This is a genomic window from Phaeobacter sp. CECT 5382 (assembly GCF_001457775.1).
In the GTDB taxonomy this organism is placed as follows: domain Bacteria; phylum Pseudomonadota; class Alphaproteobacteria; order Rhodobacterales; family Rhodobacteraceae; genus Pseudophaeobacter.
Map to the genome: position 1 here is coordinate 44,928 of NZ_CYSG01000015.1, position 22,258 is coordinate 67,185.

The following is a 22,258-nucleotide window of genomic DNA, read 5'->3' on the forward strand; positions in this document are numbered from 1 at the left end:
GCCTTTGGCATTGCGCGCACTCCGCTGTATACTTCGTCAACCAGATCGGCTTCAGATCAGGAACGAGGAAAATAAGCTTGAAATTTCAGGCAGTTGACATATCAAAAACCGCTACTGCCGCAGAGATCATCTTTGATGCTCTGCGCCGTGCCATCATTGAAGGTGATCTCAAAGATGGCGAGGCGCTGCGCCAGGATGAAATCGCCAAGGCCTTTAACAGCTCGCGGTTTCCAGTGCGCGATGCCCTGACCCGGCTGGAGCAACAGGGCCTGATCGAGACCAAGCGCTACAAAGGCGCCATTGTCGCCACGCTTTCGATGGGTGAGGCCGGCGAGATTTTCGATTTTCGCGCCAAGCTCGAAGCCGATATCATTCGCGCTGCGGTGCCCAATCTGACACCTGAGGTCATCGCAACAGCGCGTGGCTTTCTGGAACAGTTTGCCGCCGCCACCGATCCGATGACTTATGGGGACCTCAACCGCAACTTCCACGCGACGCTCTACAGTGTGAGCGGACTGCCTTATCATCTGTCAGTCATCGAGAACTCCATTGACCGGATCGACCGCTATCTGCGCGCGCAGCTGGTAATGAGCGGAACCGCCCGCAGCAATGATGAACACCTTGAGATCCTGAAGGCCTGCGAAGCCGGAGACGCCGACCTCGCCGCGCGTCTGACCTTTGCCCATATACATGACGCCAAGCTTTCTCTGCAGGAACAATTGAAACGCGGCAACTGAGTTGAAAAAAGGGGCCCCTGCGGGCCCCTTTTCATCTGTCAATCTATGCTGCTTCAGGAACTGTCAGAACGGCCTTTTTCAGAGCGGATGGAAACAGGCTACTTGGCTAGTCTCTCCCTGCAGTTCCGGGCGCTGCGCACGGCATTCTTCGGTGGCAAGCCAGCACCGCGGCGCAAAGGCACAACCCGGCAAATTGTCCATCGGCGAAGGCAGCTCGCCCTCCAGCTGGATCCGCTCGCGCTTGGCCTCCGGATCGGCCTTGGGGGTCGTCGACAGCAGAGCCTTGGCGTAGGGGTGGCGCGGATGCGCAAAGAGATCGTCCTTGCTGGCGCGCTCCACTGCCCGGCCCAGATACATCACGATGACCTCGTCGCAGAAATGGCGCACCACCGACAGATCATGGCTGATGAACAGATAGGCCAGCCCCATGCGATCTTGCAGATCCACCAGCAGGTTTAGGATCTGGCTCTGGATCGAGACATCAAGTGCCGAGACCGGTTCGTCCAGCACCAGAATTTTTGGATCCAACATCAGCGCGCGCGCAATGGCGATCCGCTGACGCTGACCGCCTGAGAACATATGTGGGTAGCGGTCAAAATGCTCCGGCCGCAGCCCGACTAGGTCTAGCATTTCACGGGCCTTGGCTTCGCGTTCAACAGCTGTGCTGTCTGGGCGATTGATGACCAAGGGCTCCATCAAGATGGTGCCGATTTTCTGGCGCGGGTTGAGCGATCCATAGGGGTTCTGGAACACGATCTGCACCGACTTGCGCAGTGAAGCCCAATCTGAAGGTGCCACCGGCTTGCCATCGATGCTCAAACTGCCGGCAGTCGGCTCTTCAATCATGGTGACCAGCCGCGCCAGAGTGGATTTACCGCAACCAGATTCCCCCACCACGGCCAGCGTCTGCCCCGCGTAGAGATCGAAATCCACCCCAGCCAGGGCGCGCACGGTTTTGGGTTTGCTCAGAAAGCCATCCTTGACCTCGTAAAACCGCTCTAGGCCACGCGCGGACACAATTGGATCTGTGCTGGTCTGGGTACTCATGCGGAGACCTCCTCGAATGCGACCGCCGGGAAATGGCAGCGGGCTTTGCCAGTGTCAGCGCCACTGGGGCTGGGCGGTGTTGTCTGGCAAATCTCTTGCGCAAAGGCGCAGCGTGGCGCAAACAGGCACCCCTTTGGGCGGTCAAACTGCCCAGGGACAACACCAGGGATCGTCGGCAACAGCCGCCCGGTTGCCCGTTCCGGCAAGGCCGACAAAAGTGCTGTGGTGTAGGGGTGATAGGGGGTGCGAAAAAGATCACGTACGGGCTGTTCTTCGACCTTTTGGCCGGCGTATTGCACCTGCACCCGCTCAGCTGTTTCGGCCACCACCCCCATGTCATGAGTGATCAGCACCAGCCCCATGCCACTGTCATCGCGCAATGAGATCAACAGATCGAGGATCTGCGCCTGAATGGTTACATCCAACGCCGTGGTAGGTTCATCCGCGATCAGCAACTTGGGCTTGCAGGCAATCGCCATGGCGATCATCACCCGCTGGTTCATTCCCCCCGACATCTGATGCGGAAATGTATTGAGCCGGCTTTCGGCGGCCGGAATACCGACCTGTTCAAACAGCTCGATGGCACGTTGGTGACGTTCGCGGCGCCCCATTCCCAGATGCTGACGCAGCGCTTCCTTGATCTGGAAACCCACGGTAAAGCAGGGGTTCAGGGAGGACATCGGTTCCTGAAAGATCATCGCGATGTCTTTGCCGATAATGTCGCGCCGCTGACGCGGCGTGACATGGCGCAGGTCAATGCCTTCAAAGCTCAGCTCATCGGCAGTGATCTTGGCGGTCCAGGGCAAAAGCCCCATCAGCGCCAGCATAGAGACTGATTTCCCGGACCCGGATTCTCCGACGATGGCGAGGATTTCGCCTTTGTCGACATTAAGATCCACACTATCCACCGCACGAAAGGCGCCAGATGCGGTGGAGAATTCCACCGTCAGATTTTTGATGTTCAGCAGGCTCATGTCTTTAGCTCCGCTTCAGTTTCGGATCGAGCGCGTCTCGCAGACCATCACCCATCAGATTGATCGCCAGCACGGTGACCAGAATGGCCAGCCCCGGGAAGGTCACAACCCACCAGGCGCGCAGGATGAATTCGCGGGCTTCGGCCAGCATAGTGCCCCATTCCGGAGTGGGCGGCTGGGCCCCCATGCCCAGAAAGCCGAGGGCTGCAGCGTCCAGAATAGCGGTGGAAAACGACAGCGCGCCCTGCACGATGATCGGTGCGAGACAGTTTGGCAGCACGGTCACGAACATCAGGCGAGGCAGGCTGGCGCCCGCAACACGGGCCGAAGTCACATAGTCTTTTTGCAGCTCGCCTAGCACCGAGGCCCGCGTCAGGCGCACGTAATGCGGCTGAAACACGATGGCGATGGCAATGATCGCATTGATCAGCGAGGGCCCAAGGATCGCCACCAGCACCAACGCCAGCAGCAGGGATGGGAAGGCCAGGATGATATCCATCACCCGCATCACCAGACTATCAGCCCATTTTGGCGCAAAGCCGGACAACAAACCAATGATGATCCCGCCCGAGGCCGCCACCGAGACCACCACGACACCAACGATAAAGGAATAGCGCGCGCCAGAAATCAGACGCGACAGCATATCACGCCCAAGGGGATCAGTGCCCAGTGGGAAGGCCCAGTCGCCGCCTTCCTGCCAGGCGGGTGGCTTTAGGATGTGTTCGCGAAACTGCTCGGTCGGATCATAGGGCGAAAGCCAGGGCGAAAACGCCGCGCAGATCACAAAGACCGCAAAGACCCAAAGACCCATGACGGCCCCGCGGTTTTCACGAAAATAGAACCAGAATTCCCGGAACGGACCCGGACGGGCCTCGCTCGCGGATGGAGCGGGGGATGCAGTTGTCTCGGTCATTACCGCTTCCTGATTTTGGGGTTGATGACGCCATACAGCAGATCAACGGTAAGGTTCACGATCATCACCATCACGGCGATCAGCAGCAGGCCGCCCTGCACCACCGGGTAGTCACGACGAAAGATACTATCGACCATCCATTTGCCGATGCCCGGCCAAGAAAAGATCGTTTCGGTCAGGATGGCCCCTGCCATCAGGGAGCCGACCATCAGACCAATCACAGTGATTACCGGGATAAGTGCGTTGCGCAGCGCGTGGATGCCATTGATCCGCAGCGGCGAAAGGCCCTTTGCTTTGGCCGTTCGAATGTAGTCCTCGCCCAGCACTTCGAGCATGGCAGACCGGGTTTGCCGCGCAATCACCGCCAGCGGGATGGTGCCCAGCACGATTGTCGGCAGAATCAAGTGGCGCGCGGCGGATTTGAACGCTCCTGCCTGGCCCGACAGCAGGCTGTCGATCAGCATGAACCCAGTCACGCTGTCAAAGAAATACAACAGATCAATCCGGCCCGAAACTGGCGTCCAGCCGAGGTTGCCAGAGAACACAATGATCATCAAAAGCGCCCACCAGAAGATCGGCATGGAATAGCCCACAAGGGCAGTCGACATCAGAAAGCGGTCAAAGAATTTACCACGGTTGACCGCTGCGATCACCCCGGCAGGCAGGCCCAGCGCCATGGCAAAAATCATCGCGCAGATCGACAGCTCCAATGTTGCGGGGAACAGGGAAAAGAACTCGTCCCAGACCGGTTTCTTGGTGACAAAGCTTTGCCCCAGATCACCCTGCATCACCCCCACAAGATAGTCGGTGTATTGCTCCCAGACCGGTTTATCAAAGCCAAGCTTGACCACCATCTCTTGGTAGCGTTCTTCGCTCATGCCGCGTTCGCCAGCCATGACAATGATGGGATCCCCCGGCAGAACACGGATAAAAGCGAATGAAATCAGCGTGACACCGATAAAGGTCGGCACAAAGGTCAACAGGCGGGTCAGAAGATATCCAAACATCAGCGCCCCACAATCATCAGGTCTTTGGGGAACTGCGTCAGGCTGCGATAGCCCTCTTCGGTGACCAGAACATCATCTTCGATCCGCACGCCAAACTTGCCCGGCCCGTAAAGCCCAGGCTCATTGGTGTAGACGGTTCCGGCAGGCAGCACCTGAGCATTGCCACGCATGATATAGGGGGCTTCATGCACATCGCGACCCAGCCCGTGGCCGGTCTTGGTGCGGATGCGGTCTGCATAGGGCGACGCCTCCAAAACCCCGGTCACGACATCATCGATTTCATGCGCTGTGACACCAGCGCGTGTGACCTCTAGCCCGGCCATATTGGCGGCCAGAACGGTTTCATAAACCGCGCGACCTTCGTCACTGACTTCGCCAACAAACACCGTGCGGGTGATGTCGGCGCAGAACCCATCTTTGCGTCCACCAAAATCAAACAGCAAGGCATCACCTGACTGGATTTTATAGTCGTCGCGGGCATGGGCATGAGGGCGGGCAGAATTGTCGCCTGCCGCCACGATCGGGGCAAAGGCCAGATCATCGGCCCCCTCGGCAAACAGCGCCTGAATCAGCGCGCTCTCAACCTGTTTTTCGGTTTGGCCAATCTCGACACTTTCCAACACCCGATGCAAGGCACGTTCCGACAGGGCAATCGCCGCTTCCAGAGCCGCGATATCCGTATCGGTCTTGATCATCCGCAGACCGGAAATTTCTTTTTCCGCATCGACAATTACAAGATCTGGCTGTGCCTGCTTCAGGGCGTGATGCACAAAGACCCGCATCACCTGACCCTCAACCGCCAGACGGGTCAGCGACATGTGTTCAGCCAGCGCGTCAAAGGCCGCCTGGTAGCCATCCTGATCATGCCAGTCAAAGATAGTACCGTCAAATCCAACCAGCTCCCAAGAGCCGAGCTCAAGATTGGGAACGATGGCTGCGGGCACGCCTTCGGCGGGGATCACCAGCACAAAGGGGCGCTCGTGGCTCATGAAGCTATGTCCCAGGGCGCGGGTGAAATTCGGCCCCGGCACCAAAGCCAGTGCGTCAACCGACAGGGATTTGGCCAGCCGACGGTATTCGGCCAGAGAATGGGTCATTGGATGTCTCCGGAAGAAATCAAATGAACCGGGGCCATTTGGCGGCCCCGGTTCTTGTTACAGACAAATCTGCCTTATTCGACAGTCACGCCGTAGAAGATATGGCCGCCCAGCGGGTGAACCTTGTAGCCCTGCACCTTGTTGCTCATTGGCATATAGACAACAGAGTGGGCGATGGTCGCCCAAGGGGCCTGCTCCTTGAAGATGGTCTGCGCCTCTTCATACAGCTTGGTGCGTTCGGCGGTGTCGGTGACGACCTTGGCCTTCTGGATCACATCATCGAAAGGCTGGTGGCACCACTGCGCGCGGTTCGAGGCCTCAACCCCGTCACAGCCCAGCAGCACGGCTAGGAAGTTGTCCGGATCGCCATTGTCGCCGGTCCAACCCAGCAACACAGCACCGTCGCGGTTCTTCTCTTTCGAGCGCGACAGGTATTCCCCCCACTCGTAAGACACGATCTCCACATTGACGCCGATCTTGGAGTAGTCTTCCTGGATCAGCTCGGCCATGCGGCGCGCATTCGGATTGTAGGGACGCTGAACGGGCATCGCCCAGATCTTCATGTCGAGATCGCTGACGCCAGCCTCGGCCAACATCTGCTTGGCCATCTCTGGGTTGTAGGCATCGTCTTCGATTGCCTGGTTGTAGCTCCACATGGTGGGCGGGATCGGGTTCTTGGCGATCTGGCCAGAGCCCTGGAACACCACATCAATGATCGCCTGCTTGTCGATCGCCATGTTCAGCGCTTTGCGGACCGCTGGATTGTCGAAAGGCGCCATGGTGGTGTTATAGGCGAGATAGCCGACGTTCAGGCCTTCCTGCTCCATCACATTGACATTGCTGTCTTCCTTCATCGCCGCGACATCTGCCGGGTTCGGATAGGGCATGACATGGCATTCACCGGCCCGCAGTTTCTGATAGCGCACGGATGCATCGGGGGTGATTGCAAAGATCAGGTTGTCGATACCGGCTTTTTCTTTCCAGTAGTCAGCATTGGCCTGATAGCGAATTACCGCGTCTTTCTGATAGGCAACAAAGCTGAAAGGACCGGTGCCGATGGGCGCGCCATTCAACATCTCTGGTGTGCCAGCGGCCAGCATGGCCTCGCCGTATTCAGCCGACAGGATCGAGGCGAAATCCATTGCCATATTTGCTACGAAAGGCGCTTCGGGGCGCGACAGGACGAATTTGACAGTGTGGTCGTCGATTTTGACGATTTCCTTCACCAGATCGGGCATCGACATGCCGTCAAAATATTCCCAGGTGCCGCCGGAGACCTTGTTGTAAGGGTGACCATCCAGACGCTGACGCTCAAACGAGAAGATCACGTCATCGGCGTTGAAATCACGGCTCGGCGTGAAGGCATCGCTGGAGTGGAACTTTACACCCTGACGCAGCTTGAAGGTATATTCCAGCCCGTCATCGCTGGCTTCATAGCTTTCGGCCAGGCCAGGGATCACATTGGTGGTTCCGGTCTCAAATTCGACCAGACGGTTGTAGATCGGATGCGACGAAGCATCAAATGTGGTGCCCGCAGTAAAGAGCGCCGGATCAAACCCTTCGGGGGATCCTTCCGAACAATAGACCAATGTATTGGCAAAGGCCGTGCTTGCGCTCAGCGCAAAGGCTCCGGCTGCCATCATGAATTTGGCTTTCATTTTCAACTCCCAGTTGCTTTTTATTGTCTCAACCAAAATACTGCCGCCGGGGGCATCAAAGGCCGCAGCCCTTTGATCACAATCAAAGGACGCAACAAATGACCCAAAATTCCGAAACAGCCTGGCTGCATGATATTGTATCCAATCTGCATGAGCCGAAGTCAATGCGTGCGTTTTGTCAACGATGCCCGCCAGAAAACAAAGAAAAAGCAGTTTTTCCGATACAAAATCAGTACCCTACCCCAAGAACGCGGGCCGCAGTCGGCGACAACGTCAGCTTCAGACAGTCGCGAGATACAGATATTTTTCTTTCCTGGCTTTGAGCTTGGTCAACTTTTCGATTGCATTTATCCTCCCAGGGGGGATATTTGGGGAATGGTAGATACACATCAACACAGTTCACATCCGCGAATCTCGGCCCGGCTCAAGCGCGCCAATGGCCATCTGAACAGCGTTATCGCAATGATTGCAGAGGGACGGCCCTGTAGCGAGATTGCCCAGCAGCTCCATGCGGTGGAAAAAGCCATCACCAATGCCAAACGCGAACTGATCTTTGACCACATAGATCACTGTCTGGACCAAGATCCCGACGCGCAGGACAGTGCCGCCACCACAGCAGAGTTCCGCGATATCGCGCGGTATTTATGATCTCATGCTTTCAATCCTGAAACACCGCGCCTTTCGGCATATGTTTGCGGCACAGGTGATCGCCATCACCGGCACTGGCCTCGCGACGGTTGCGCTGGGGTTGATAGCCTATGATCTGGCAGGCGCCGATGCTGCCATGGTGCTGGGCATTGCCCTGACCATCAAAATGCTGAGCTATGTAACCCTGGCCCCGATTGCTGCCGCGCTGGCGACGCAATATCCGCGGCGCAGCTGGCTGGTCAGCCTCGACATCATCCGGGCCATGGTGGCCCTGGCGCTGCCTTTTGTTAGCGAGATCTGGCAGATCTATGTGCTGATCTTTGTTATGCAGGCGGCCTCGGCCGGGTTCGCCCCCGCCTTTCAGGCAACGATCCCGGATATTTTGCCAGACGAAGACGACTACACCAACGCACTGTCGTTGTCGCGACTGGCTTTTGACCTCGAAAGCCTGTTGTCGCCTGCACTGGCCGCACTGCTATTGACCCTAGTGGCGGCAGAGTCGCTGTTTTTCGGCACTGCCCTCGGCTTCGTGGCCTCGGCGTTTTTGGTGGTTTCTGTTGCCCTGCCCTCTCCCAGTCCCGGCACAGCCCACGGATTTTACGACCGCACCACGCTGGGCATCCGGATCTACCTGCGCACGCCGCGCCTACGCGGGCTTTTGGGGCTGTCTGCCGCAGCCGCGGCCATCAGTTCTCTGGTCATCATCAACACCGTTGTGATCATCCGGGCAGAGCTTGGCCTTGGCGAGCATCAGGTTGCCCTGGCTCTGGCAAGTTTCGGCGCAGGCTCCATGATCGCAGCCTTTGCACTTCCGCGGATCCTGCCCCAATTCACTGATCGCGCAGTCATGATGGCAGGGGCTGGCCTTGCCATACTGGCCCAGATCGGGCTGGCTATCGGCACGACTGCCTACGGCCCGTCCCTCTGGGCAGTTCTGGTCAGCTGGCTGCTGTCGGGTCTGGGGTATTCTACCATTCTGACGCCTTCGGGGCGCTTGCTGAAACGCTCTGCCGCTGCACCGGACCGGCCGGCTGTTTTTGCCGCCCAGTTCACCCTGTCGCATGGCTGCTGGCTGGTGACCTATCCGCTGGCTGGATGGAGCATGAGCCGCTTTGGCATGGCCCCGTCGCTACTGTTGCTGAGCGCAATTGCCTGTCTGGGACTGATCTATGCCCAGCGCCAATGGCCTGCAAAAGGTGACAGGCAGCCGGTATCGCCAAATCGATCAGACAAGTAATCCCTGTTGAAATCTGATCTAAATATCCACGTAGGTTTCCACCGCCTCCAGTGCCACCTCATAGCCCCAGAGGCGACGTAGGTGTTTCACCACCTCACTCCGATTTTCCTCCTCAAGGTGGATGCCATCACGCACCGTATGGGTCAGGATAAGGCGGCGATCCCCGCGCAGATCCGCATCTGTCACCTGTATGTCCGGCTCCAGATAGGCCAGGTCATACTGATGCGCCAGTGCCCGGCGGATCGCCTTGTAGCCCGCCCGGTTGTGGATCTGGCTCACCACCATCTCCTGTTGATCCTCGTTGTCGGCCAGGGCAAAAAGCTTGAACTTGCGCATCAGATGTGGCGAGAGATACTGCTGAATAAAGCTCTCATCGCGGTAGTTCTCCCAGGCATCACGCAGCACCTGCCGCCAATCCGCATGGCCTGCGACATCCGGAAACCAGTCGCGATCTTCTTCGGTCGGGTCTTCGCAGATGCGTTTGATATCCATCATCATGGCAAAGCCCAGCGCATAGGGGTTGATGCCGGAATAGCGTGGATCATCGTAGTCAGGCTGCAACACCACATTGGTATGGCTGTGCATCATCTCCATAAAGGCGCCTTCGGTGATGCGCCCCTGCGCAAAGAGTTCATTGATGATGTAGTAATGCACAAAGGTGGCGCAGCCTTCGTTCATCACCTTGGTCTGTTTTTGCGGGTAAAAATACTGCGCCAGCATCCGCACAATGCGCAGCAGTTCCCGCTGCCAGGGCTCCAGAACCGGGCTGTGCTTTTCCAGAAAATACAGGATGTTCTCCTGCGGTAGGCTCATCTGTTTTCGGCGCGCATGATAGGGCGCATCCCCGTCCATTTCGGCCTTGTCGCGCCCCAGGGTGGCGTCCGTCCAGATATCCAGCAGGCTGCGACTGGACTCGTAGCCCTCACGCACCCGCTGCATCGCCTCCTGTTCTTGCGCGGTTGGCTTGGGCGGGCGGCCGTAGCGGAATACTCCCTGCGTTTGCAAGGCATGGGCTGCATCCAGGATCTCTTCGACTGCATCCAACCCGTAGCGTTCTTCGCAGGCGGCAATGTAGTTTTTCGCAAAGGCCAGATAGTCGTGAATGCCGTCTGCATCTGTCCATTGCTGGAACAGATAGTTATTCTTGAAGAAATGGTTATGCCCAAAGGCGGCATGCGCCATCACCAAGGTTTGCATCGCCATGGTGTTTTCTTCCATGTTGTAGCTGATGCAGGGGTTGGAGTTGATGACGATTTCATAAGCCAGACCTTGTCGCCCCGTCCGATAGAGCGCCTCGTCGCGGGCAAAATGTTTGCCAAAGGACCAGTGCTGGTACATCAGCGGCAAGCCCACACAGGAATAGGCATCCAGCATCTGCTCCGCCGAGATGATCTCGATCTGGTTCTGATAGACATTCAGCCCCAGATCATTCAACGCGATGTCTTCGATGGCATCACGGGCTTTTTCCATCAGCTCAAAGGTCCATTCCGGCCCGTCAAACAGCAAACCTGACCCTGGTTTCGCGTCAAGCATTCTGACCTCCCTTCACGCGTGGCAGAAAGAACTCCCGGAAGATCGGATAGATATGTTCCGGCATCGACACACGCTGCATTTCAAAATGCGGCGCCTGGGCTTTGACCTCGCGGTAATTCTGCCAGAGATCATCCCCGGTTTCCGGTGAATTGAGCAGCGCGGTGGACATCTCCGCGATAATTTCCATATAGGCGTAGTACTGACAGACCGGCAAAATATCGTTCAACAACAGATGCTTGCATCGCGTCGAGTCATTGCCAAAGTTTTCCCCGTCCGAGGCCTGCGCCCCATAGATATTCCATTCATCGGGCGGATAACGGTCTGCAATGATCTCACGCATCTTGTCGAGCGCAGTCGACACGATGGTACCGCCGGTTTCACGGGCATAGAAAAAGGTATCTTCATCCACCTCCTGGGCATGGTGAGTGTGGCGGATGAACACCAATTCGGTATGTTCATAGCAGCGCGACAGGAACAGATGCAGCAGCAGGAAAAACCGCTTGCCCAGATCTTTTTCGCGTTCCTGCATAGAGCCCGAGACATCCATCAGACAGAATACCACCGCGCGTGAGTTGCGGATCTTTTCCGGCACGAAGGTATCATAGCGCAGATCAAGCGGATCGATATAGCCGACCACCCGACGCTTACGCCGCAGACCGTCTAGGCGCTCCTGCAGCTCTGCCAGCAGAGCCTCCTGCGAAGCAGACAGCGGCGCCAGAGCCTCCAGGGCGCTGATTTCCGCCTCCAGCTCAGCCTGCGCCTGCGTCGACGGGCGTCGCAGGGCAATCCGACGCCCCAGAGAATTGCGCATGGTGCGTACAAGGTTGAGGTTGTTTGGCGTGCCCGCTGTCGTCAGACCTGCCCGGCGGGTGCCGATGGTTTCGGTCTCCACCATGGTTTTTTCGACCAGATCGGGCAGTTCCAACCCATCAAACAGGATTTCGAGGTATTCATCACGGCTCAGCGTGAAAGAAAACTCATCCTCACCTTCGCCATCCTCAGAAGCCTCGCCACCGCCCTGCCCTGTCCCGCCTTTGGGTTTCGGGATGGTGTCGCCTACGACAAACTCCTTGTTGCCCGGCAGGACATATTGGCGATTGCCACCCTTGGCGCCATGAAAAAAGCGCGGCTCCTTCAATCCCCGTGCGGGGATTGTCACTTTTTCGCCGTCGGCTGCCACGCCCTCTCCATCCTGGATGGATTTGTCGCGCACCGACCGGTCGACACGCTCTTTGATATTTTCCCGGGCACGACGCAGGAACCGTTGCCGGTTGCCATGACTTTTGCCCTTTGGATTGGCGCGCCTGTCGATGAATTGATGCATCTGCTCCGACGCCCCTTGTTACCCTGCCTTGTTCACGCGCATGTACCATTCCACCAGACGCCGGACCTGACGGTCGGTGTAGCCATGGCTGCGCATGCGTTCGACAAACTCCTGATGTTTGCCTTCGGTCTTGCTGTCCTTCTTGCTGCCGAAACTGATCACTGGCAGCAGTTCTTCAACCTGACTGAACATGTGCTTTTCGATCACGTCCCGCAGCTTTTCATAGGAATTCCAGGCCGGGTTGGACCCCGTATTGGCGCGATGGCGCAGTGCGAACTTGACCACCTCATTGCGGAAATCCTTGGGGTTGGCGATGCCCACCGGTTTTTCAATCTTGCTCAGCTCTCCATCCAGAATTTCGCGATCATAAAGCTGGCCCGTGTCTGGATCTTTGTAATCCTGCTCTTCGATCCAGGCATCCGCATAGGAGATATAGCGGTCAAAAACGTTCTGTCCGTATTCCGTATAGCTTTCGAGATAGGCCTTCTGGATCTCATTGCCGATGAATTCTTCATAGCGCGGCGCCAGATCCGATTTGATAAATTCGAGATAGGCCGCTTCGGTCTCTGCCGGGAACTGCTCGCGCTTGATCATCTGTTCGAGCACATACATCAGATGTACCGGATCGGCCGCCACCTCATCGGTGTCAAAGTTGAAGGTCGAGGACAGAACCTTGAAAGCAAAACGGGTAGAAATCCCGTTCATCCCCTCATCGACGCCGGCCCTGTCCTGATACTCCTGCACAGTCTTGGCCTTGGGGTCGGTGTCTTTCAGGCTTTCGCCATCATAGACCCGCATCTTGGAGTAGAGGTTCGAATTTTCATGCGGCTTCAGCCGGGTCAGGACCGAAAACCGGCTGAGGATCTTCATGGTTTCCGGCGCGCAGGGCGCATTCGCCAACTCACTGTGCTGGATCAGCTTGTCGTAGATCTGTGCCTCATCACTGACGCGCAGGCAGTAGGGCACCTTGACGATCGACACCCGGTCAATAAAAGCCTCGTTGTTCTTGTTGTTTTTGAAAGCCTGCCATTCGCTTTCATTTGAATGCGCTAGCACCAACCCATTAAAAGGGATGGCGCCAAAGCTTTCGGTGCCCATGTAATTGCTTTCCTGGGTCGCCGTCAGCAGCGGGTGCAACATCTTGATCGGCGCCTTGAACATCTCGACAAATTCCAGAATGCCCTGATTGGCGCGATTAAGACCGCCAGAGAAACTATAGGCATCCGGGTTGTCCTGGCTGAAATGTTCCAGCTGGCGGATATCGACCTTGCCCACCAGGGTCGATATGTCCTGATTGTTCTCGTCGCCCGGCTCCACCTTGGCGACCGCTATGCGCCGCAGGCCCGAAGGATAGAGGCGCACCACCGAAAACTTGCTGATATCGCCGCCGAACTCATCCAGCCGCTGCACCGCCCAGGGCGACATAAGCCCCGGCAGCCGATGACGGGCAATGCCGTATTCCTTTTCCAGGATCGGCCCCATGCGCTCAGGATCGAACAGGCCGAGCGGGCTTTCAAAGATAGGCGATAGTTGATCACCTGCCTTAAGCACATAGATCGGCTGGTCCTCGACCAGACGTTTCAGCTGCTCTGCGAGGGAGGATTTGCCGCCGCCCACCGGCCCCAGCAGATAGAGGATCTGCTTGCGTTCCTCCAATCCCTGTGCGGCATGACGGAAATAGCCCACGATACGCTCGATGGTGTCTTCCATCCCATAGAACTCTTTGAAGGCGCGATACTGTTTGATGGTGCGGTTCTGAAAGATCGGCCCCAGCCGGGCGTCCTTTGAGGTATCAACCAGCTCCTCTTCGCCAATCGCCTTGAGCATCCGCTCCGCCACATTGGCATAGAGACTGGGATCATCGCGACAGGCGTCAAGATAGTCATAAAGAGACATCTCCTGCTCGCGGCTCTGGCCATACTGCTCTGCAAAAATCTCGGCAATGTCTTTCATCGGGATCTAGCCTCCTGGGTTATGCTTCGCCTTTCCTCCTGGCGGTGGTACACGCGCACAGACAGAGTGTGCCCAGCACGTGGGCCATGGATGTCCGCGTTAGTAATTTTTGTTTTGAGTTCTGCTCTTAGCCGACGGCCCAGTAGGTGCCCGGCGCCCGCTCTAAAGGTGGGCTTAACCCGGCAAACTCTGACTACAAGTTGCCGTTCGGTTTTACACAAGGTTACACTATTTGTGGTCTTCATACTATTCTGAACTGGTATATTTTTAATTAATTGCCAGTGGAATTTTAGAAAACTCTTCTCACAGCCACGCGAGTTCACGTGAAAATCCCCCCAGACCGCACCCGGAATATCGACCGTAGTCGACTTGCTAGGCCCCTCTTTTCAACGGATCTAAACAGCAGGTTCAAGACCCTGGAAAACCGAACTTTAACTAGCAGAACCTCAGCAGGAAGCCCACTTGGCACAGTCCTTCCAAGAAACTCTCCATAGAGTTCTGGATAGTGTTCTGGCTCAAAGCTCTGCTGCCAAACCGGATAGCTGTGCCAGGTGCCCCCAGTTGCAAGCCCCCGCATTCCCGCCACATTTCGCGCAGTTTTTGCACCTGCCGTTAACCTTTTGGTAAGAAATTGCCAAATCCGACCCCGAAATCCGGCCCTGCACGGAAAACCTGCGACAAACAAGACACTATGAGGCGCAATTCATCTCAACCTCTGCCCGCTCAAGGCTAGACTTTTGATTCAAATTCGACGCAATATACCCTCAATATGGCCGCAAAGAACGGCCTTGAGGCAGAATTTACAGGCACAGGACTCTCGTAACCCCCTGGATTAGTGGGGTTACGCGATCTAGAAGCGAGCGGCAAAAAAATGAGCACTGTTGGATTTATTACCCGTGATCTTTCGGGAACCACACGTCAAAGCACTTTTTCCGAGGGCACGCCCTCTTCTCTGGACACCACCCAAGCCAAAGATATCTCGCTGAATCTCAGCGCCTCCGATATCGACAGTTATGCACGACGCGGTGCAGACCTGCATCTTGTCCTCGCGGACGGGCAGATCCTTGTGTTGCAAAACTATTATGGCCAGGGCACCTCCGGCGGCAAGAACCTCTTCCTCAGCGAAGAAGGCGATTTCGTCGAGGTCATTCTGGAGGACAAGGCCGAAGGCGTTCTCTTTGCCAGCTACGAACCACTCGATCTGTCCGGTAAATGGTCGGCCTATGATGACATGGTCTTCCTTGACGTTGATCGCATTGAACCTGTGATTGCCCCCCTCGCGGCGCCGCTGTTTGGCGGGCTTGGCGCAGCTGGTGCTGCGGCCGGGGTCGCAGGCGCAGCCGTAATTGCCGGCGGTGGCGGAGGTGGCGGCGGCGGAGGTGGTGGCGGAAATGGCAATGTCATCCTGCCCACCGTGGACAATCCTGACGCTACCTATCCGATTGGTGGTAACACAACCGATCCAGTGGTGATCACCGGCACCGGCATTCCGGGTTCTGAAGTCGAAGTCGATATGGGAGGCATCACGCAGACAACCATCATCGGTGACGATGGCACCTGGGAGGTCACTTTCCCGGTGACCGATCTGCCTGTCGATGGCAATTATGACACCACCGTTCAGGTCATTGATCCGGGCGACACCACATATGATCTGGATGGCCCCACTGTCATCATCGACACCACCCCACCAGAAATCGAAGTCACCAGCGGCACCCAGTCCACCGGCGATGTGGTCAACGGTTCCGAACAGTCCAGCGGCACTGTGATCACCGGCACCGGCGAAGCAGGTGCCACCGTGCTGGTCGAGATCAATGGCTTCTCGCATAGCACGACTGTGGGCGGGGATGGCAGCTGGTCCGTGACTTTTGACGCGAGCGAGATCGCCACCGGAGACTATTCCACCGGCATCGCGATCACCACAACAGATGATTTCGACAACAGCTCCAGCTACACCGAAACGCTTGTGGTCGATACCGAAACCGCGCTGAGCTTCAACACTGTTGAAGGCGACAATATGGTCAATGCCGCCGAGGCTTCGGATGGCGTCACCCTGACAGGGACCGGCGAAGCCGGAGCGGCCATCTCGGTCGTGTTCCAGGGCGTGACCCAAACGACGACCGTGGCAGGCGATGGCAGCTGGTCCGTGAGCTATGACGCCAGCGATATCGCGTCTGGCACCTACGACAGCAGCTTTACCGTTACCGCTACGGATCTGGCCGGCAACACCATCACCAGCAGCCATGATATTCGAGTTGATACCGAGGTGGATCCCTTCACCGTCGAACCCAACCAGACCAGCAACGACATCATCAACCAAGACGAACTCACCGCTGGTTTCTCCTTGCAGGGAACGGTTGAGCCCGGCTCTTCGGTTGTGGTCACCATCAACAGTGTTGCCGCAACTGCCATCGTCGATGCGGCCGGCAATTGGAGCGTCGCTTATGATGCCTCGGATTTCCCTCGCGGCGAGTATGAAGTCGAGGCCACCATTGTTGCCACCGACGCACTCGGCAACAGCGAGACACTGACCGAGACTTTCGAAATAGATACCGTGTTCGAAGCCCCGGTGATCGACCAGATCACCAATGATATCAGCACCGAAGATCTCACCGCTCTCTCTATCGAAGGCGTGGGGGGCACCCATACCATCTCCGCCCTCGAAGGCGACGGCACCGCCTCGACCCTCTCGGCAACCGAAGCGGAAATCGGTGGCTCCACTTGGGCCTTCCTGGATATTCCGGTGCCGGACGGAACTGATCTGGTCGTCAGCAATGTGGATTCTCTCAACAACACATCCAGCACCCTGATCGTGCTTGAAGACAACGCCACAACGGCCAGCACGCTGGATCATGCCGCCTTGGGAGGTTTCAACATCGACGAGTTGGATCTGGCAACAACTGTGAATGTGCAGCTGGAGCTCGACGAGGCCACAATCAAGGCGCTCTCCGAGAACTCCGACACGCTCACCATTCACAGCGGTGATAGCGACGACACCGTCACCGTGACTGATGCAACGCTTGCCGGCACCCGGAACGTCGGTGGCGAGGCTTATAACGTCTATACTGTCGGCAATGACGGCACGACCCTGGTCATTGATCAAGACATCAACGTCAACATCATCTGACCCATCGGGGATCTGATCCATCGGGTCGGCGCGGGCACAGCCTTTGTCGCCGCCCCCAATCACAGGCCTAAAAAGAAAAAGGCGAGGGGCAGTATGCATTTGGCACGACCCATTGGCGTTCTGGCACTGTTGTGCAGCCTGTCGGCCTGCGCTGATGGGCTGCCTTTTCTGGGTGGTCAGGCGGGCGAAGACAGCGATGTCACTCGGCGTGTCAGCAATTTTGAACAGCCCGAAGGCGAAGAGGCATCCGCCGTCATCTCCACTCTGCTTGAGCGGCGCTCGCTGCTCGACAGGGAGAGTATCTATGGCACCGTCGCCGAGGCCGCTGTTGCCGCCTCTGCCCGTGCCTCCGAGGCCGAACTGGTCAGCGCCAAGCTGAGGGCCGAAGCGGAAGCCAAAAACTGGCTGCCCACAATCGGCCCCTCTGTCAGTCTGACCGATCTTGGGGATCTGGTGGCCAGCATGCTGATCGAACAGGTTCTGTTCGACAATGGCCGCCGCAAGGCCGAACGCGACTTTGCTGCAGCAGACGTCGAAGTCGCTGCTGTCAATCTGTCCATCGACATGAACGAACGGGTGGAAAACGCGGTTGGCCTCTATGTGGGCGGTCTGCGAGGCGATGAAAAGGCCGCCTTCAACGGGCGAGCTCTGAAACAGATGCAGGAATTCCGCCGCATCGTCAGTGGCCGCGTCGAGGGCGGGCTTTCGGACCGCTCTGATCTCAATGTGGTCGACAGCAAAATCAATGGCATGCGCAATGCCCGCACCACCGCCCAGGATGCCGCCGCCACCGCGCGAGCCGAACTGACGGCCATGACCGGGCAAAGTTTTGACGAAAAACCCAGCACGCTGGATCTTGGCACCCCACCTTCGGGGTCACAGTATCTGTCGGTGTTGAAGTCCCAATCGGTCGCCAATCGCTCCGTCGCTGAGGCCAAGGTGGGCCGGGCAGGTCTGCTGCCGCAGATTGCTGCCGCTGGCAATATCACTTCAGACGGATCCGGCGCGGGCCTGACCCTGGATTTGGCAGAACCACTGGGACTAGGCACCCCGGCGGCGCTCAAGGCGATAAAAGCCAGCGAAGAAGCAGCCCGTCGTCAGATTGGCGAGGCCGAAGAAGACGCGCGACGCACATACTCGCGTCAGATCCAGCGCCTGGCATCCTACAAGAGACAAACCACCGAAACCGCCTCTTTGGCGCGTACCAGCCGCGAAACCTATCGGCTGTTCAAAGCTCAGTTTGAGGCCGGCCAGCGGCCAGTGATGGATGTGGTGTCGATCTACGAAGAACTGGTCCAGCGCGAGCAGGACTACATTGATGCAAAATACCAGGTGGTTCTGATCCAGCTGGAACTGGCACGCGATATGGGCCTTTTGGCGGATGGGGATACGATTTGACCGATACAACATCGCGCATGCCACCCGCCCCCCCAACCTCCGCCTCAGGCGATAAAAACCGCCAGTCGGACCGGCCTAAATTGCGCGCCGTGCCGCCCAGCCCTGCGCCGCTATCCGCATCGCCGCGCGCCCAGCGTGATGCGAACGGCGACCAGACACCACGGACCATCGATTTGCAGGCCACGACAGCGCCACACAGCACCACCACAGCCTCTTCGACCAATGTCACGACCCAGACACCATCAGCCTCGGCAGTGCAGGCAGATGCGTCTGTGTCGGCCACAACCGAACAGGGACGCCGCGAGGTTGGCACCCTGATCGAAGGCGCTTCTGCGCGCATCCAGCACCGCGCCACCCTGATTGCCACGCTGGCGTCGCTGAAGGGCACCGAGGCCCATGCAAGCGATATCGCCAGCTTCATGTGGAGCAACAATCCCGGCGACTCGTCACCAGAAAGTCTGGCGCAGGCGCTCAACTCCACTGGATTGCAGGTCAAACTGCAAAAGAACCAGGATATTGCCCAGGCCGACTGGCCTGCCCTGGCAATGATGAAGGGTGGTCAATGCGTGTTGGTCATGGGCCAGGATCGCGACCGGCTGACTATTTTTGACACCACCTGCGCAGATAATCGTGCCGAAGTGCCGCTGTCTGAGTTTGCCCCTTTCTTTACCGGCGTGCTGCTGACCGCCCGCCCCTCGCTCAAACAGATGGCTGCCCGCCACACACCGCAGCTGGAAAGTGATCACTGGTTCTGGGGCGAATTCCCCAAATACCGCCGCCAGGTCGGTGAGATCATGCTCGGCTCACTGGTGGCCAATATACTGGCCGTCTCTGTCGCGCTGTTCTCTTTGCAGGTCTATGACCGCGTTGTCCCCCACCAGTCACATGCCACGCTCTGGGTACTGGCTATTGGCGCCTTCCTTGCCATCATGCTTGAGGCTTTGCTGAAAATCGCACGTGCCCGCCTCACCGATGCCGCCGGTCGCCAGATCGAACTCTCGGTACAGCACAACCTGATGCGCCGCCTGATCGGCATGCGCTCTGATAAAAAACCGCTTCCACCTTCGGGGCTGTTCGCTGCCATGCGCGACTTTGGCGCGGTGCGTGAATTCTTTACATCTTCGACCATCTCAACGCTGGCCGATATCCCCTTTATCGCGATTTTCCTGCTTCTGGTCGCCTCGATCGCTGGACCCATTGTCTGGGTGATCATGGTGGGCGGCATCATGATGCTGCTGCCGGCCTATTTCATGCAGCGCAAAATGATCGCGCTGACCCGCCAGACCCAGGGTGCCAATGCCAAGGCAGGCCGTTTGTTGCACGAGGTGGTGACCGAACTCGACACCGTCAAAACACAGCGCGGCGAAGACCGGGTCATGCGGATGTGGGACGAGCTGAACACGCTATCGTCGCATTCCTCGACCGAACAACGCCGTCTGGCCAGTGCCCTCACCTTCTGGTCGCAGGGGATCCAGCAGGCGACCTATATCACCGCTGTGGCCTTGGGTACTTTGCTGGTTTTTGCCGGCGAGTTCACCGTCGGGACAATCATTGCCACAGGTATCCTGACCAGCCGCCCCCTGGCGCCGCTGACCCAGTTTGCCGCCACACTCGCCCGCTGGAGCAACGTCAAGGGCGCGTTGGAGGGGTTGGAAGCTATCGCCAACGCCCCACAAGAAATGGAAGCCGAACGCAGCTATCTACGCCGTGAGCAACTGCAGGGTCATTTCGAGCTGCGCGAGGTCGTGTTCCGCTATGATGCCGATGCCGCCCCTACACTGGATGTGCCCGGTGTGGCGATCAATCCAGGCCAACGGGTTGCGGTGCTGGGCGTCAATGGCTCCGGCAAATCCACCCTGATCAAACTGCTGTCGGGGCTTTATTCGCCCGACAATGGTCGCATCATGATTGATGGAACCGACATGGGTCAGATCGACCCCCGCGATCTGCGCCGCAATATCGGCTATCTCAGCCAGGATGTGCGCCTGTTTGCTGGCTCGCTTCGTGACAACCTCAACCTCAATCAGCTGGAACGTGACGATGGCCGCCTTATGGCCGCATTGGATTTTGCCGGGCTCGGCGCCTATGTGCGCGGCCACCACAAGGGGCTGGATCTGGATATCGGCGATGGTGGCGGCGGTCTGTCCATCGGTCAGCGTCAATCCATCGGCTGGGCGCGACTTTGGCTGCAGAACCCCTCTATCGTTTTGCTGGATGAACCCACTGCGGCGCTGGACCAGACGCTGGAACGCACGTTGGTCAGCCGCCTGGAAACCTGGCTACAGGGGCGCACCGCCGTCATTGCCACCCACCGGATGCCGATCCTGTCACTGACCAACCGCACCCTGATCCTACAGGGCGGGCGTATGGTTGTGGATGGCCCGCGTGACAAGGTTCTGGCGCATCTCGCAGCAGGAGAGAGCAAATGACCTCTTCTGCGCATTATGATCTGGCCGAAAGTGCCCGCGGCGCCAGCCGCATTGTCTATCTGGTTGGTGCAGCACTGTTGCTGTTCATCGGCTGGGCCGCCTTTGCCTCGGTGGATGAGATCGTGCGCGGCGAAGGCGAAGTTGTGTCCTCATCACGGGCGCAGATCGTGCAGAACCTCGAGGGCGGCATTCTGGCAGAACTGCATGTGCGTCAGGGTGATGTTGTGCAGGCAGATCAGGTGTTGGCAAAACTGCAAGATACCAAGTTTCGCACCATTGCAGACGAGTTGCAGGACCAGATCGACGCGCTGGAAATCAAGCAGTTCCGGCTTGAGGCGGAAATGGACGGCGCCTATGAATTTGCCGTTCCCAATGAGCTGGCCGTACGCTCGGCTGAAATTCTGGCCTCGGAGCGCGCGCTCTTGAATGCCCGTCAGGGAGATTTCAACAGCCGCCGCGACAGTGCGCGCAAGATCCTGGATCAGCTCAACGACGAGCTGGCCAATATGCAAAAGCTATACAAACAGAATATCGTCGCCCTGATCGAAGTGAACCGGTCACAAAAAGCCGCAACCGACGCGCAGGCGAAATACAATGAAATTGGCACCCAGACTGAATTGAAGCTGGCCGAGGAATATTCTGAGGCCCTGCGCGAGCTGGCTTCTTTGCGGCAAGATCAGCGTCTGGCGTTGGACCAGCTGAACCGCACAGTCATCACATCGCCAATGTCGGGTATCGTCAACAATCTGGCTGTGACCACCATTGGCGGCGTCGTGCGGCCGGGTGAAGAGATTTTTGAAATCATCCCCTTGGGCGAAGAGCTCTTTGTTGAAGCCCGTGTCAATCCCAAGGATATCGCCAGCGTGCAACCTGGTCAGGACGCTACAATCAAACTTTCGGCCTATGACTACACCATTTACGGCTCTCTCAAAGGCGAGGTTGATTTTGTCTCGGCGGATACTTTCGAGGATGAACGCAATCCTCGGGCCGAACCCTATTATCGTGTCACAGTACGGGTTGATCGCTCCAGTTTTTCCGAGCGCCAGCAAGGGATCGAAATTCGTCCCGGCATGCGCGCAACCGCAGAGCTGCAGACAGGATCAAAGACCATTCTCAACTACTTGCTGAAACCACTCTATAAATCCCAAGAAGCCTTCCGCGAACCTTAGAAAGAACGAG

16 protein-coding genes are annotated in these 22,258 nt (G+C 57.6%); 7 read left to right on the forward strand and 9 right to left on the reverse strand.

The annotated features are described in order from the left end of the window. Positions 1–77: 77 nt before the first annotated feature. The gene (locus tag PH5382_RS14925; RefSeq protein WP_058335197.1) at positions 78–737 is read left to right on the forward strand and encodes a GntR family transcriptional regulator; all 660 of its coding nucleotides are present in this window, start codon (positions 78–80) and stop codon (positions 735–737) included. 78 nt (positions 738–815) lie between these two features. Here the strand turns inward: PH5382_RS14925 and PH5382_RS14930 are convergent, their stop codons facing one another. From PH5382_RS14930 to PH5382_RS14955, 6 genes are all read right to left on the reverse strand, one after another. Next, on the reverse strand, positions 816–1,784 hold the full coding sequence (locus PH5382_RS14930) for an ABC transporter ATP-binding protein (RefSeq protein ID WP_058335198.1): 969 nt from the start codon (positions 1,782–1,784) through the stop codon (positions 816–818). Then, positions 1,781–2,758 (reverse strand): ABC transporter ATP-binding protein, encoded by a 978-nt coding sequence (locus tag PH5382_RS14935; RefSeq protein WP_058335199.1) that lies wholly within the window; start codon positions 2,756–2,758, stop codon positions 1,781–1,783. Before PH5382_RS14935 ends, PH5382_RS14930 begins: the two co-directional genes overlap by 4 nt. Positions 2,759–2,762: 4 nt before the next feature. Beyond that, entirely contained in the window at positions 2,763–3,671 is a 909-nt protein-coding gene (locus PH5382_RS14940) for an ABC transporter permease subunit (RefSeq protein ID WP_058335200.1), read from the reverse strand. Next, complete coding sequence (locus PH5382_RS14945; protein ID WP_058335201.1) at positions 3,671–4,678, reverse strand: ABC transporter permease subunit; 1,008 nt, start codon at positions 4,676–4,678, stop codon at positions 3,671–3,673. Before PH5382_RS14945 ends, PH5382_RS14940 begins: the two co-directional genes overlap by 1 nt. Then, positions 4,678–5,775, reverse strand: a complete 1,098-nt coding sequence (locus PH5382_RS14950) for a M24 family metallopeptidase (protein WP_058335202.1) — start codon at positions 5,773–5,775, stop codon at positions 4,678–4,680. Before PH5382_RS14950 ends, PH5382_RS14945 begins: the two co-directional genes overlap by 1 nt. A gap of 74 nt (positions 5,776–5,849) precedes the next feature. Further along, positions 5,850–7,433, reverse strand: a complete 1,584-nt coding sequence (locus PH5382_RS14955) for an ABC transporter substrate-binding protein (protein WP_058335228.1) — start codon at positions 7,431–7,433, stop codon at positions 5,850–5,852. Positions 7,434–7,808: 375 nt separating this feature from the next. Between PH5382_RS14955 and PH5382_RS14960 the strand changes: the two genes are divergently transcribed. Then, a complete protein-coding gene (locus PH5382_RS14960) occupies positions 7,809–8,081 on the forward strand; it encodes a metal-sensing transcriptional repressor (RefSeq protein WP_058335229.1) in 273 nt (90 codons plus the stop codon). A gap of 4 nt (positions 8,082–8,085) precedes the next feature. Continuing rightward, complete coding sequence (locus tag PH5382_RS14965; RefSeq protein WP_058335203.1) at positions 8,086–9,318, forward strand: MFS transporter; 1,233 nt, start codon at positions 8,086–8,088, stop codon at positions 9,316–9,318. 18 nt (positions 9,319–9,336) lie between these two features. Here the strand turns inward: PH5382_RS14965 and PH5382_RS14970 are convergent, their stop codons facing one another. From PH5382_RS14970 to PH5382_RS14980, 3 genes are read right to left on the reverse strand one after another with little or no spacing between them, the layout of a single operon-like run. Continuing rightward, a complete protein-coding gene (locus PH5382_RS14970; protein ID WP_058335204.1) occupies positions 9,337–10,851 on the reverse strand; it encodes a SpoVR family protein in 1,515 nt (504 codons plus the stop codon). Beyond that, positions 10,844–12,175, reverse strand: a complete 1,332-nt coding sequence (locus PH5382_RS14975; protein WP_058335205.1) for a YeaH/YhbH family protein — start codon at positions 12,173–12,175, stop codon at positions 10,844–10,846. Before PH5382_RS14975 ends, PH5382_RS14970 begins: the two co-directional genes overlap by 8 nt. An 18-nt stretch (positions 12,176–12,193) precedes the next feature. Continuing rightward, positions 12,194–14,128 (reverse strand): PrkA family serine protein kinase, encoded by a 1,935-nt coding sequence (locus tag PH5382_RS14980; RefSeq protein WP_058335206.1) that lies wholly within the window; start codon positions 14,126–14,128, stop codon positions 12,194–12,196. 871 nt (positions 14,129–14,999) lie between these two features. Between PH5382_RS14980 and PH5382_RS14985 the strand changes: the two genes are divergently transcribed. The 4 genes from PH5382_RS14985 (at position 15,000) to PH5382_RS15000 (ending at position 22,248) form a co-directional block, all read left to right on the forward strand. Then, the gene (locus tag PH5382_RS14985) at positions 15,000–17,252 is read left to right on the forward strand and encodes an Ig-like domain-containing protein (RefSeq protein ID WP_058335207.1); all 2,253 of its coding nucleotides are present in this window, start codon (positions 15,000–15,002) and stop codon (positions 17,250–17,252) included. Between the two features lie 93 nt (positions 17,253–17,345). Next, positions 17,346–18,650, forward strand: a complete 1,305-nt coding sequence (locus PH5382_RS14990) for a TolC family protein (protein ID WP_058335208.1) — start codon at positions 17,346–17,348, stop codon at positions 18,648–18,650. Between the two features lie 17 nt (positions 18,651–18,667). Then, positions 18,668–21,079: an ATP-binding cassette domain-containing protein gene (locus PH5382_RS14995; protein WP_058335209.1), complete on the forward strand. Its 2,412-nt coding sequence runs from the start codon at positions 18,668–18,670 to the stop codon at positions 21,077–21,079. Next, on the forward strand, positions 21,076–22,248 hold the full coding sequence (locus tag PH5382_RS15000; RefSeq protein ID WP_058335210.1) for an HlyD family type I secretion periplasmic adaptor subunit: 1,173 nt from the start codon (positions 21,076–21,078) through the stop codon (positions 22,246–22,248). Before PH5382_RS14995 ends, PH5382_RS15000 begins: the two co-directional genes overlap by 4 nt. Positions 22,249–22,258: the final 10 nt, after the last annotated feature.

Excerpts from the sequence above, each read along its gene's own strand:
- PH5382_RS14930 (WP_058335198.1), bottom strand. The coding sequence starts at position 1,784 with ATGAGTACCCAGACCAGCACAGATCCAATTGTGTCCGCGCGTGGCCTA.
- PH5382_RS14935 (WP_058335199.1), bottom strand. The coding sequence starts at position 2,758 with ATGAGCCTGCTGAACATCAAAAATCTGACGGTGGAATTCTCCACCGCA.
- PH5382_RS14940 (WP_058335200.1), bottom strand. The coding sequence starts at position 3,671 with ATGACCGAGACAACTGCATCCCCCGCTCCATCCGCGAGCGAGGCCCGT.
- PH5382_RS14945 (WP_058335201.1), bottom strand. The coding sequence starts at position 4,678 with ATGTTTGGATATCTTCTGACCCGCCTGTTGACCTTTGTGCCGACCTTT.
- PH5382_RS14950 (WP_058335202.1), bottom strand. The coding sequence starts at position 5,775 with ATGACCCATTCTCTGGCCGAATACCGTCGGCTGGCCAAATCCCTGTCG.
- PH5382_RS14955 (WP_058335228.1), bottom strand. The coding sequence starts at position 7,433 with ATGAAAGCCAAATTCATGATGGCAGCCGGAGCCTTTGCGCTGAGCGCA.
- PH5382_RS14960 (WP_058335229.1), top strand. The coding sequence starts at position 7,809 with ATGGTAGATACACATCAACACAGTTCACATCCGCGAATCTCGGCCCGG.
- PH5382_RS14965 (WP_058335203.1), top strand. The coding sequence starts at position 8,086 with ATGCTTTCAATCCTGAAACACCGCGCCTTTCGGCATATGTTTGCGGCA.
- PH5382_RS14970 (WP_058335204.1), bottom strand. The coding sequence starts at position 10,851 with ATGCTTGACGCGAAACCAGGGTCAGGTTTGCTGTTTGACGGGCCGGAA.
- PH5382_RS14975 (WP_058335205.1), bottom strand. The coding sequence starts at position 12,175 with ATGCATCAATTCATCGACAGGCGCGCCAATCCAAAGGGCAAAAGTCAT.
- PH5382_RS14980 (WP_058335206.1), bottom strand. The coding sequence starts at position 14,128 with ATGAAAGACATTGCCGAGATTTTTGCAGAGCAGTATGGCCAGAGCCGC.
- PH5382_RS14985 (WP_058335207.1), top strand. The coding sequence starts at position 15,000 with ATGAGCACTGTTGGATTTATTACCCGTGATCTTTCGGGAACCACACGT.
- PH5382_RS14990 (WP_058335208.1), top strand. The coding sequence starts at position 17,346 with ATGCATTTGGCACGACCCATTGGCGTTCTGGCACTGTTGTGCAGCCTG.
- PH5382_RS14995 (WP_058335209.1), top strand. The coding sequence starts at position 18,668 with ATGCCACCCGCCCCCCCAACCTCCGCCTCAGGCGATAAAAACCGCCAG.
- PH5382_RS15000 (WP_058335210.1), top strand. The coding sequence starts at position 21,076 with ATGACCTCTTCTGCGCATTATGATCTGGCCGAAAGTGCCCGCGGCGCC.